The 12,817-nt window shown below is 36.8% G+C and carries 9 protein-coding genes; 6 read left to right on the top strand and 3 right to left on the bottom strand.

The features are described from left to right. Positions 1-228 precede the first annotated feature (228 nt). From K5G00_RS28050 to K5G00_RS28040, 3 genes are all read right to left on the bottom strand, one after another. Complete coding sequence (locus K5G00_RS28050) at positions 229-3,654, bottom strand: TonB-dependent receptor (RefSeq protein ID WP_238769808.1); 3,426 nt, start codon at positions 3,652-3,654, stop codon at positions 229-231. 88 nt (positions 3,655-3,742) lie between these two features. Then, entirely contained in the window at positions 3,743-4,729 is a 987-nt protein-coding gene (locus K5G00_RS28045) for a FecR family protein (protein ID WP_238769807.1), read from the bottom strand. A gap of 122 nt (positions 4,730-4,851) precedes the next feature. Then, a complete protein-coding gene (locus K5G00_RS28040; protein WP_238769806.1) occupies positions 4,852-5,448 on the bottom strand; it encodes an RNA polymerase sigma-70 factor in 597 nt (198 codons plus the stop codon). An 862-nt stretch (positions 5,449-6,310) separates the two neighbouring features. On the opposite strand from K5G00_RS28040, the gene K5G00_RS28035 reads away from it, so the two are divergent. The 6 genes from K5G00_RS28035 to K5G00_RS28010 form a co-directional block, all read left to right on the top strand. After that, the gene (locus K5G00_RS28035) at positions 6,311-7,156 is read left to right on the top strand and encodes a LytTR family DNA-binding domain-containing protein (RefSeq protein ID WP_238769805.1); all 846 of its coding nucleotides are present in this window, start codon (positions 6,311-6,313) and stop codon (positions 7,154-7,156) included. Positions 7,157-7,368: 212 nt separating this feature from the next. Continuing rightward, positions 7,369-8,868 carry a B12-binding domain-containing radical SAM protein gene (locus tag K5G00_RS28030; RefSeq protein ID WP_238769804.1) on the top strand — a complete coding sequence of 500 codons (1,500 nt, stop codon included), beginning with the start codon at positions 7,369-7,371 and terminating at the stop codon, positions 8,866-8,868. Positions 8,869-8,924: 56 nt separating this feature from the next. Next, entirely contained in the window at positions 8,925-10,061 is a 1,137-nt protein-coding gene (locus tag K5G00_RS28025; RefSeq protein WP_238769803.1) for a fatty acid desaturase family protein, read from the top strand. Positions 10,062-10,349: 288 nt separating this feature from the next. Further along, complete coding sequence (gene hflK, locus K5G00_RS28020) at positions 10,350-11,315, top strand: FtsH protease activity modulator HflK (RefSeq protein WP_158869226.1); 966 nt, start codon at positions 10,350-10,352, stop codon at positions 11,313-11,315. Positions 11,316-11,348: 33 nt separating this feature from the next. Continuing rightward, on the top strand, positions 11,349-12,296 hold the full coding sequence (gene hflC / locus K5G00_RS28015) for a protease modulator HflC (protein ID WP_158869227.1): 948 nt from the start codon (positions 11,349-11,351) through the stop codon (positions 12,294-12,296). 51 nt (positions 12,297-12,347) lie between these two features. Further along, on the top strand, positions 12,348-12,817 hold a 470-nt coding region (locus tag K5G00_RS28010), incomplete at its 3' end, for a helix-turn-helix domain-containing protein (RefSeq protein WP_238769802.1).

Raw genomic sequence — 12,817 nt, 5'->3', positions numbered from 1 at the left:
AATAGAAATGCAACCCGAAACCATAATGTCAATAACCGGAAACAAACACTATCTAAAAATTTTCAATGCGGCATTTTGTATTTAAAATGGTATTACCAGTAAAACAATGAAAAACAATGTGGAAATATTATATTTTATTTTCTTTAAAATCTTTTTCATCTCATTATTTTTATTTGTTGAGAAATTCGAATTTCATATTATATTGTAGAAAATCATCTTACAACGATCTTAATAAGTTACACTTAACCGGAAAGTGAATGATTTCATCATAGGGTATGAATGAAGTAACCTTTGTTCCGGATCAAATTCTGTCATTTTAGACCAAGTAAACAGGTTCGTTCCCGTAAAAGAAAGTAAAACGTCCTTTGCCTTGATCCTTGAAGTAATTAGCTCCGGTACAGAATAATATAATGAAAGCTCTTTTAAGCGTACAAACGAAGCATCGCGAAGCCAAAAATCTGAGGCTTGCGTGTAATGATTTCTATTTTTACTCATACGGGGAAGTTCGGCATCAATATTTTCATAGGTCCAGTAGTCAATTTTCATTGCAGGTGCAACATTTGGATTTGTATGCAGAAAACTTGAACCGCTAAGCATTCGGTCCCACTTGCCAATTCCCTGAAAAAGTGCAGTGAGCTTGAATTGTTTCCAATCACCCCCTATATTTATACCATAATTTAGCCTTGGTACTGCGTTATAGGAAAGGATATCCCTATCGTAAGAATCTACTTTTCCATCGGGAACGTTTTCTTCAACGGGTCCCCTTAAATCTTGCATTGCCAGCCAACCTAATTCAGGAACAGCCCCCCGAAAAGTAGATACCCTTGTAAGGTACTCGTCATATGCGTCCTGTGTTCGTAAAATCCCTTCTGTCCTATAACCCAGAATCCGGTTACGAGGTTTTCCTATTGGATTTAAGTAATCAGGTTGATTTTCAGGAACGAAGGTCTTTTCCACTTCATCAATACTATACCCCAGGTTTCCCCTGATAAAATACTTCAAATCCTTTGTAACATCTCCCTGGTACCCCAACATCAATTCAAACCCTTTATCATTCGAAACTCCCCAGTTCTCGTCCGGCATGGAACCACCAAATGTCCCCGGAACGACCGCCCCTCTGGTTTCGAGAATATCAGTTGTTTTTTTGTAGAATACCTCTCCAGTGAAACTAAAGGATTCCAAAAAATAAAAATCCAATCCAATATTGTAGGTGGTCGATTTTTCCCAGGTTATATTGTAATTCGGGATACCGGTTGTTTGAACTCCCTGATAAACTTTGCCATAATATACAGAACCCGACAAACTATATTCATCAAGGTATTGGAAATTTCCTACGTTGTCATTTCCAAGGACACCGATGGAACCTCGCAACTTAAGGTTATCAACGAAGCCAACCCGGTTTTTAAACCAGTTTTCATCGGAGACCCGCCATCCCAGGGAAACAGACGGGAAAAACCCCCAACGTTTTTCTTTCGGAAAATTTACAGAGCCATCTTTTCTGAACGATGTTTCAAAAAGATATTTTCCGGCGTAATTGTAACTTAACCTTCCAATATATGAAAGTCTCCCGCTTTCCGATGCCGTACCGGTAACCGTTCTCCTTTCCGGCTCTGAACTCGCCGCAAATAAATAAGGGAGTGATGATGAAAACAGGTCTTCTCCAGTTCCAGTCATACTACTATTTGAGGATTCAGTCTGCTCATACACCAATATACCATTGAAGTTATGCTTGCCAAAGGAATTGTCATATTCGATCATTGCATTCAATTGATAATCCTTTCCCCTGTTAGATGATTGGCGCACATATTCATATGGTTTTTGTGCGTAAACCCTTGTAGTAGTAGGCTCGGCATCATCAGCAATCAAGTTACTATGGCTACCTGATTTTGGAAAAGTATAAAAAGTATAAAACTCATTAAAGGTTTTTCCATCCAGATATGACCGATGTTGACTGTATCTTATGTTTAAATTCAGCCCTTTTATAAATGGAACTTCATATTTTAAACCAATAATTGCATTAAAATCATCTTCAGTATCATCAATATAACCCTGTTTCGCAGCTTCCAATGGATGCCAACCCCGTTGATCACTGGCCAAACCATTCACATAAGGCCTTCTGGTCCTCTTACTTGTTATAAGCCCATTTACAAGGTTGTTTAAGTCAAAAGCTCCGTTATCGTTGGCCCACATAGGCGCTGAATTGAGTCCGGAAACATAGTTAAACCTTATTTCTGAAGTTAGGTTTTTTGCAATTATTGATTCAATATTTATCCTGAAATCTTGTTTCGTGGAGGTAATATTCTTCATAAAACCTGTGCCATCATAATAACCTGCCGAGATATAATATTTTGTTTTTTCAGATCCTCCGCTCACACTTAGATTATATTGGTGGCTTACAGGATCATTCCACGTGTATTCCAGCCAACTTGGATATTTTCCCGGATAATTTTGGAATTCATCTAATTCATCCTGGGCATAGTAAGTTGCCTGGCCCGCTGGGGTCCCAATAAGAGTATTATAATCATTCCACATAATAGCATGATCATAAGCGCTAGCATAATCGAGCTTAAAAGTACGTTTCTCAGTACTTGTCGCGGCTTTAAAGGTAATTGTTGGCGCTCCAGATGTTCCAATTTTTGTATTGACCAAAACTACGCCACCGGAAGCCTTGGCTCCATATACTGCAGCAGAAGCAGCATCCTTTAAGATTGAAATATTTTCAACCGAGTTTGCATCTAATGCATCAAATTCTCTTTTTGATTTGATGATACCGTCAATAACATACAGTGGATCCTGACCACGGATTTGTATTGAGGAACTTGATCCCGGGCGACCATTTGCCTGCTGAACGGTAACTCCCCCCATTCTCCCCGCCAGTGTGTTCGAAAGATTCGGTGTGGAAACCGCTACGAGGGCCTCGCCCACTACGGTAGAAACAGCACCTGTTAAGTTCACCTTTTTTTGCGATCCATAACCAATAGCAACCACTTCATCAATCCCAATGGCATCTGCTTCCATAGTCACATTAATTGTTGACTGACCGGCAACAGAAATTTCCTGGGATTTCATTCCTACAAAAGAAAAAAGTAATACTGCATCTGATGAGGTAACAGACAATGAATATTCCCCATCAGCATTACTAACTGTACCAATAGTTGTGCCTTTAACAGCTATGGTTACACCGGGTAAAGGAAGCCCGGAAGAATCCGTTACCTTACCCGTAATAGCCCGGAATTGTTGCGTTTCATAGTATTCCCACGATTGGCGTTTCACATAACCTTCGTTATACTCCGACATCGGAAATATAATGATGTTCCGTTCCACCAATTTATAAGACAATCCTGTCTCCCCTAGCAGGTCAGATAATAGGTCCAAAACATTTTTATCAGTCACATCAATCGATTTTCTTTCTACATTACTAATCTGTTCGTTTTGGTAAAAAAAACGGTACTCAGACAACTTTTCAATTTCCCTAAAAATTTCATTCAGAGAACCATCTTTAACATAAATTGAAATTTTTGAATTTTGGGAATAAACCAATGCCGAAACATCAAACATCAAAGCAAGAATCAAAAAAATCGTTAGCTTCATAATACGCAATAATTTTGCCCAACCAAATCTCGACGGATAGTCGGGTAATCGTTTTTTTTTCATAATTTTGAAAAGATTTATAGTTATTAAATCAAATAATAGAAAGGTGATATTTTGTTAGCGCGCATATCACCTTTCCTTTTTTATTTTTTTATTCTTTTCCGAGCGACAGCTCGATCGTTTTGTTGTTTATTTCATAATTAATTGGAATTGTTAAGTTAATAAATTCAAGTACCTTATTTACACTTAGATTATCGATGGTTCCTGTATAGTGTATATTTTCAAAAGCATCTTTATTGTAAATAAATTTCACGGCATAGTATCTCTCCAGTTTCAGAATCAAATCATTAAACAATTCATTTTCAAAAACCAAAATACCTTTTGTCCATAAAATTTCATTCTGCACATTGGTTTCTATTTCCCGGAAAGTATGTTCTTTTACATTATATATTAATTTTTCTCCGGGTTTAAGTTTTACAGATTTATTAATTTTATCGGATGACATTTCTATTTCTCCGGAAAGAAGAGACGCTTTAGTAGTTTCTGAACCAGGAAAATGAGAAACATTGAACTTTGTGCCCAAAACCTTAATTTTGGCATCTCCTGTTTCAACAACAAATGGATAATCAACAGAATGGCTCACTTCAAAATAGGCTTCTCCGCTCAGGTTTACCCTTCGTTCTTTTTTATCGGGACAATATTTAAAAACAGTTTCGGCGTTTAACCAAACAAGACTGCCGTCGGGAAGAATAATTTTACTTCGTTGTCCGGCTTCTGTGAAAATCTCAACCCTGTTATTCCGGTAAAAAAGATTTGTTTCAGAAGCAATATAAATCGACAGTCCTGCAATAGAAACAATAAAAATAATAACTGCTGCAATTCTTGTCAGGTAGGAGGTAAATAATTTATTTCTATATCTTTTTTTGTTTGAATTTATACGAATAAGCAGCCTCGACCGGGCAGAATTTAACCTGTTAGAAGCTTCCTGTTCAACCGGTCCCTCCCAGAATATTTTAAGATTATTTATAAATGAAGTATTCGAATCCGATTTTTTCTTCCACTCAGAAACGGCATCTATCTCTTGTTTACTTGCAACATTAACTAAAATGCGGGCTATTTTTAATGCAATGTCTTTCACCTTAATTGCGATATTTTAGTTTCTTTGGGGATAGGACATTTTTTTTCTGTTATTTCCCCAAAAAATTTTGAATTATTTTCAGATTATCTAAACAAAAATCTTAAAACAATCTCTGTTACAGGCTAAAGCGTCAGCAAAAAAGTTTTTAAGCTGATCGAATTTCCAGGATTAGACAGATCAATTTGAAGCTGTTCTGCAATTTTTTTTACGGCAATAGCAATCTGGTTATCTACTGTTTTTACAGATATGTTAAGGACTTGTGCAACCTCATTTCTGGTTAATCCATCTTCCCGTATCAACTTAAAAATGATTTTACATTTGGAAGGTAAATTGGCAACTGCATCGTTTAGTACTTTAAACATTTCCTGCTCTATCAGTTTGCTTTCTGCAGATGGTTTGTAACCTGCCAATTGTATATTTGAATCCTTAAGCATATCAAAATGGAATCTTTTTTCTTTCTTCAGGATGTTAATTGATCTATTCCGTACAGAAATGTATAAATAGGTTCCAATATTCTCAATTCTTTCTAAAGTTTTCCTGTTTTCCCATAATTTCAAAAAAATATCGAGCACAACTTCTTCTGCCAGTACCTCAGACTTTACAATTGGCGCTGCAAACCGGATTAACCCGGAATAGTAATAATCAAAAAAATCAGTAAATAATTCCTGAGATAATTCTTCTTTAAAACGGATAAATTTGTATTGCCCTTTATTCCTCAATGGTGTTCAGTTTTATTGAAATAGCGGTTGCAAGTTTAAAAATTATTAGAGAATTTTTATAAATACATGATAAAAATTTAAAGATATCAATACCTGTTTGATTTCTTTGTCTTGAAACTTGTTTCAATTTGCCACCTGACTTTGTAATTTATTTGGGCTTGTTCCGGTTTGTTGAACGATACGATAATCAAAAAATTCAGAGGTGCCCCACCCCCTCTAATACACGACAACTATTTGTAAAATAAAAAAGCACTTAAAATCGAATTTAAGTGCTTCTATTTTTTGGTGACTCAGCTGGGTCTCGAATTTATTTTGTAATTTACTTATTATCAGGCAAATAAAAACTTATATAATTCATCTGTAACCAACCTGTAACTTTTATATTGTCATTTGATTGTCTCCATGTGTCATTACTCTTTTTCAAGAGTATCTGATTCATTATATCACAGAACTGCCAGATAGCTATTACAAACTTAGGAATATATCGAAACTAAATCAAAAAAAATTAGAATTGAAATTAAAAGATATTTTCCTAAAACGTTCCATTTCGGGTAGTAAAACTACCTTAATTAGATTCTTTTATAATAAAATGACAAATTGAATATTTCAGACTTTACCTGCCTTTTAAAAGGCAGGTATCCTCTTTTATAGAAGTTTATACTATAATGATATGTTAGTCACCATTTATTCCATGATATTAAATCATCGAACATATAGAATCTCAATAAAAATTGATTATTCCTTGGGTTTAGAGTAGTTATTTCCCTAATTTTAGATTGCTTTGTTTTCGGAAGAGCTATAAAACAGGAAAGGCATTAGAATTCTCAATATACAGTTAATTCTAATTTAAATCACAAGAGAAATGTCAAATAATATCATAAATCAGTTTATTACCTTATCAAAAAAGTATTTCAAGATTTATCTGGTGATCAGCATTTCTGTTTTCCTGTTTATCCTTTTTTTCCAACCTTTTCCTTCACATAAATTCGAACTTGAGAATAAAAATTTGTTTATTGCCGGCTATGGCTTAATAATTTTTATTATTCAGGTAATCATACAAATTATTTTTCAACGCCACCTTCTTCGCAACAATTTGGATGGAGTATATCGTCCAATGCTGAATTCTCTGTATTACTTTTCGCAGATAGCTTCAATCAGCATTGCGTTTGTATTTTATATTCGCTATGTTGGAAATACAGGAATTACGTTTAATATTGTTCTGCGCGTTGTAGTTATTAACCTAAGCGCACCTGTTACCATATATTTGAAAGAAACCTTTTCATCGACGCACGGAAAATACAAGAAGCTTTTGGAGGAAAACAGGATGATGCAGGACAAAATAAGGCAATTCTCAGAAAGCTACGCAGACAAGTTTATTGAATTCATTTCTGAGAATGAAGCCGATAATATCAGGCTACAGATATCAGAGATTATTTTTGTAAAATCAGCTGATAATTATGTGGAAATAGGTTTTCGGGACGGTGGCGAGATTAGGAAAAAGATGGTTCGGAATACCCTGAAGAATATCGAAAAACAACTAAAAGAGTTTAATAATTTTGTACGCACACACCGCTCAAGTATTGTCAATATCCAATACATCGATAAGTTGAATAAAAACTTTAATAACTACTGGTTAACACTTATTGATACAAAAGAGACAATTCCAGTTTCCCGTCAGTATTTAATGGTTGTAAAGGACTTGTTTTAGGGTGCAGGGGCGAATGGCATTCACCATTGTATTTTAGTATTCATCCTTCCAGATTATATTTTGTCCCAAAAAACTTTTGCTTATCCCTTTCATTTTATCCTGGTAAAATCGTGATGTATTTTTAGGCCATTAGTTTATTCTTTTTAAGAAGATAGGAAGACATGGAATGATTTCCACGTGTCTTAATTTTAAATCAATTAAATACTAATTTTATGAAAGTACTGATGATATATCCGAAATACCCTGATACTTACTGGAGTTTTACGCATGCATTAAAGTTTATTTCCAAGAAAGCCGCCGTGCCTCCATTGGGATTAATCACCGTTTCGGCGATGTTGCCTGAAAACTGGCAGAAAAAATTGATCGATTTAAATATTGAAGAACTTAACAGCGATGATATAAAGTGGGCGGATTATGTTTTTTTGAGTAGTATGTACGTTCAGAAAGAGTCGGTGACCGAGATTTTAGCCACGTGTAAAGATTACCCGGTAAAAGTTATAGCTGGTGGCCCTCTGTTTACGCAGGAATACAACAATTATCCTCAGATAGACCATTTCATTTTAAACGAAGCAGAAATTACGCTACCCCTGTTTTTATCCGATTTGCAAAACGGTTCCCCGCTAAAAAGAATTTACCAGACAGATAAATATGCAGATTTATTGGTTTCTCCGGTTCCCGATTTTCATTTACTGAATATGAAAGCCTATGCTTCAATGAGTCTCCAGGTTTCAAGAGGTTGCCCTTTTTCATGTGACTTTTGTGAAATTACTGCCCTGCTCGGACACAAAGTAAGGATGAAAAGCTCAGAACAGGTAATAAATGAATTGGAAGCATTGTACAAACTTAATTGGAAAGGGCTGGTCTCTGTAGTTGATGACAATTTCATTGGGAACAAGAAAGTTATAAAAATGAAGTTGCTTCCTTCAATAATCAAATGGATGGAAATGCATAATCATCCGTTTAGCTTTAATGCCCAAACGTCAATAAACCTGGCAGACGATGATCAGCTGCTAACCTTGATGCGCGAAGCAGGATTCATTTCGACTTTTATCGGAATTGAGACCCCGGTAGAAGAGTCGTTGCAAAACTGCCATAAAGTTCAGAATGAAAACCGGAATCTGCTGGAAAATGTAAAACAAATCCAGAAAGCAGGGTTGCAGGTTTCCGGTGGGTTTATTGTAGGTTTCGACAGCGATACATCCTCTGTATTTCAGCGACAAATCGATTTTATTCAGAAAAGCGGAATTGTCTCGGCAATGGTAGGCTTGCTCAACGCCCCGAAAAATACAAAGCTGTATAAACAAATGCAGGAAGAAAACAGGCTAACCGTTGATGCAACCGGGAGTAATACCGATTTTACAATGAATTTTATTCCCAGAATGGATAAACAGAAATTGCTGGAAGGTTACTATCGCATTATAAATAATATTTATAAAGAGAAGCCTTATTACAAACGTATCAGGGAACTATTCCGGAATTACAAACCTGTAAAAACACGTAAAAGTGATATTGATTTATCACGGCTCAAGGCGTTTTTAAAATCAGTTTTTGTTTTAGGTCTATTAAATAGAGGCAGGTTTGAATATTGGAAGTTTATGATATGGACCATCGTAAACAAACCAAAACTACTGGAAGAAGCTATTACTTTTTCTGTTTACGGTTATCATTTCAGAACCGTTTACGGACTTAGACAAGTCGGGCGTAAGTATTAAATCAATAAAGAAAATTCCCGTAACATTCATAAACAATAATATTGAGAGTTAGAAACATGGTAAATATTAAATATTCAAAAAACAGGCTCGATTTTACAACTGAATTACGGAATTCTGTAAACGCATATTTCAGTAAAAACAATATTCAGCCATATGGAAACCGGAAGATCTATTTAAAATCTGCTTTTATGATCACATTGTATCTTGCCCCGTTTATACTGATGGTTTCGGGAGTTATAAGCTCTGTTCCCCTGGTCCTGCTGTGCTGGATCACTATGGGGCTGGGAATGTCAGGACTTGGAATGGGAACCATGCATGATGCCAATCATGGTTCCTTTTCAAAAAACCAAAAGGTGAACCGTTTTTTTGGCAATTCGTTGTACCTGCTTGGAGGATTTCCGACCAACTGGCGTTACCAGCATAACACGCTTCACCACGGATTTACAAACATAGAAGGACATGATGAGGATATTGCACCTCCCGGAATATTGAGGTTTTCGCCTCATAGTCCGTTAAAAAAAATACACCGCTATCAGCACATTTATGCATGGTTCTTTTACAGTTTAATGACAATCTCGTGGATTGTAGCCAAAGATTTTAAACGATTAAAAAAATATAAGGATACAGGAGCGAAATTAGGTGGCAAACGAAAGTTCAGCAGGTTGTTTGTTGATGTAACTATCTCGAAGATTATTTATTACAGTGTGTTCCTCTTAATTCCGTTGTTGACAGTTCCTGTAGCATGGTATTGGATAATTTGCGGTTTTTTGGCGATGCATTTTACAAGCGGATTGGTGTTAAGCACAATTTTTCAAACCGCTCATGTGGTTCCTACTTCGGAGTATCCGATTCCCGACGAGGACGGCGAACTTAATAATAACTGGGCGGTACATCAATTATACACAACTTGTAATTATGCGCCTGGAAGCAAGATATTTTCCTGGCTCATTGGTGGACTGAACTACCAGGTGGAGCACCATTTGTTTCCTTATATTAGTCACATACATTACAGAGATATATCACAAATTGTACAGACAAAAACAAAGGAATTCGGGCTACCATACCATGTTAACAAGAGTTTTGCACAGGCGGTATGGCAGCACATTAAAATGCTAAAGTTGCTTGGGGAGTATAATGGCTCAGTTAAACTAACTGCTCAGGTTTCTAAAAACCATAAGGTCGCAGCAATTTAGACCAACAAATTTGATGAAATATTTTATTAGAAGGGACATCTGTTACTTGCAGATGGAAGCTGAATTGCCGGGACGCGGATAATGGTTCTGGTATAACCCACGGTTGCCGACGGTACGAGTATGTTTCATCTTGTTCTATGAAAACAAGACCAGATTTGGCGAGAGTTTTTACGAAAGTAGTATCCAACCTGAGAAAAAAGTAACAATGTGTAAAATATAAAAGGGATTCCTCGCTAAACCCTTTTATTAGTTGTAGCTTTCAAGATTATAAAAATCAATAGTTAAAATATGAATAATCAAGAATTTAATGTCTCTGAAATATTACAATTCATCAAAAAGCATTACATGTCAATTATTATTGTAATTGCACTGTTAATTGTTGGGTTTGGTTCATTCTTTCAGGTAGGCACAGAAGAAGAGGGAGTGGTAACGCGTTTAGGAAAGCACGTACGCACGGTTACTCCCGGGTTAAAAATGAAAATACCTTTTGCGGAAAAGGTGTACAAGGTGCCGGTTGAAAGGCAAAAAAAGCAGGAATTTGGCTTTCGCACACAGCAGGCAGGGGTAAGGACAGAATACAGTCGTACAGGTTCTGTTACGGAAGACGAAGCGATAATGCTAACCGGTGATTTGAACCTTGCCAATGTTCAGTGGGTGGTTCAATACCGCGTAAACGATCCTTACAATTATTTGTTTAAAGTACGCAACCCTGATAACACCCTTCGCGATCTTTCCGAAGCTATTACAAGGCAGATTGTTGGCGACAGAACAGTTAATGAGGTATTAACTGTTGGAAGGGCGGAAATTGCCAGTGAGGTAAAAGTCCTGTTGCAGGAGATATCCAAAGAATATTCACTGGGAATTGAGATAGCCCAGGTTGTGTTACAGGACATCAACCCCCCGGAATCGGTAAAACAGGCTTTCAATGCAGTAAATGAAGCACAGCAGGAAAGAGAAACCCTTATTAATGAAGCCAAATCAGAATACAACAAGGTAATTCCCCGAGCCAGGGGACAGGCGGAAGAAACCATTCAAAAAGCTGAGGGATACGCAACTCAGCGCGTGAACAATGCACAGGGAGAAGTGGCCAGGTTTAATGCTCTTTACGAAGAGTATGTTCAGGCTCCTGAAGTAACCAAAAGGAGAATTTACCTTGAAACATTACAGGATGTTCTACCCAAATTGGGAGATAAGATTATCACTTCAGAGAAGGGCAACAACATGATTCCTCTCCTTAAAAAAGAATTGAATTAGAAGCCCAAAATCAATTTGTTAAAAAGAATAACAATGAATAAAAAAAATAAAATAGTACTTGTTGCAGCAATAATTATTGCCGGCATTATTGTGCTGTCACAAAGTCTTTACATCGTAAACGAAACGCAACAGGTGGTAGTAACCCAATTCGGAAGACCAGTGGGCAATGCTGTAACCGAACCCGGGCTGAAATTCAAAACACCTTTTGTGCAGAAAGCAAATTATTTCGAAAAGCGGTATATGGAATGGGACGGCGATCCCAATCAGATTCCCACAAAAGAAAAAAAATTCATCTTTGTTGACAGTTACGCGCGCTGGCATATTACCGACCCGTTGCAGTTTTACAAACGTCTCACCAACGAGCGGGGAGCCCAAAGCAGGCTCGACGATATAATTGATGGCGAAACACGCGACCAGGTAGCCAGCCACAGTCTGGAAGAAGTTGTTAGAAATACGAACCGGCAAGCTGATACGACAGCTAAAATAAGTGATATAATCGAAGATTCTCTTGCCGTCATCGAAGTGGGCAGAAAAAGAATTCAGAATATCATTCAGGAAACAGTCAACGAAGAAACAAAAGATTTGGGCATCGAAATTCTTGATTTCAGGTTTAAACGTATCAATTATGTGGAGGATGTCAGGGAACGGGTTTACGACCGCATGAAAAGCGAGCGAATCCGTATTGCCGACAAATTCAGGTCGGAAGGTGAAGGCGAAGCTTCAAGGATTAACGGAGAAAAAGAGCGCGAATTGAACCAGATACAATCTGTGGCATACAAAAAAGCGGAAACAATTAAAGGAAAAGCGGATGCTGAAGCTGCCCGCATCTATGCCAACGCCTATAATAAATCAAGAAGCTCAAGAGAATTGTACAGCTTTATGAAAAGTATGGAAACGTTTGAAAATACGTTTGATTCCACTACTACCATTATTCTTTCAACCGACAATGAATTATACAAATACCTGAAAAGCATGGAATAAAGGGACTATCGTTCTATAATTAATACTATTTTGAAGTTGTACATTAAAAATATGGTTTGCATACGCTGCCAAATGGTGGTGAAAGCTGAATTGGAAAAAATTGGGCTACCATATACTGATGTGAAAATAGGGGAAGCTGATATTATCGGAAATGTGGAGGCTGAACAATTAAAACAGCTAGGAACGGCATTAAAAAAATCCGGGCTACTTTTAATGGATGACAAAAAAAGTATCCTGGTTGAGAAAATAAAAAGTGCAATTATCGAACTGGTGCATTACACCGAGGAGCAGATTAAAGTGAACCTTTCAGATTATCTCAGTGAAAAACTGAATTACGATTATACTTACCTGGCCAATCTTTTTTCAGAAGTTAAAGGCATTACAATTGAGAAGTTTTACCTCACACACAAAATTGAAAAGGTAAAGGAACTCATTGTTTATGATGAGCTAAATCTTACTGAAATTGCCTATAAAATGCATTACAGCAGCGTTGCCCACCTGTCAAATCAGTTCAAAAAAAT

It is taken from the genome of Maribellus maritimus (assembly GCF_022267315.1).
Taxonomy (GTDB): domain Bacteria; phylum Bacteroidota; class Bacteroidia; order Bacteroidales; family Prolixibacteraceae; genus Draconibacterium; species Draconibacterium maritimum.
The sequence above is the reverse complement of the archived record's forward strand: the minus strand, read 5'-3'. Positions and strand labels throughout refer to the sequence as shown.

What these genes read in the sequence shown, in the direction of transcription:
- K5G00_RS28050 (WP_238769808.1), bottom strand. Translation starts at nt 3,654, where the DNA reads ATGAAAAAAAAACGATTACCCGACTATCCGTCGAGATTTGGTTGGGCA.
- K5G00_RS28035 (WP_238769805.1), top strand. Translation starts at nt 6,311, where the DNA reads ATGTCAAATAATATCATAAATCAGTTTATTACCTTATCAAAAAAGTAT.
- K5G00_RS28030 (WP_238769804.1), top strand. Translation starts at nt 7,369, where the DNA reads ATGAAAGTACTGATGATATATCCGAAATACCCTGATACTTACTGGAGT.
- K5G00_RS28025 (WP_238769803.1), top strand. Translation starts at nt 8,925, where the DNA reads ATGGTAAATATTAAATATTCAAAAAACAGGCTCGATTTTACAACTGAA.
- hflK (WP_158869226.1), top strand. Translation starts at nt 10,350, where the DNA reads ATGAATAATCAAGAATTTAATGTCTCTGAAATATTACAATTCATCAAA.
- hflC (WP_158869227.1), top strand. Translation starts at nt 11,349, where the DNA reads ATGAATAAAAAAAATAAAATAGTACTTGTTGCAGCAATAATTATTGCC.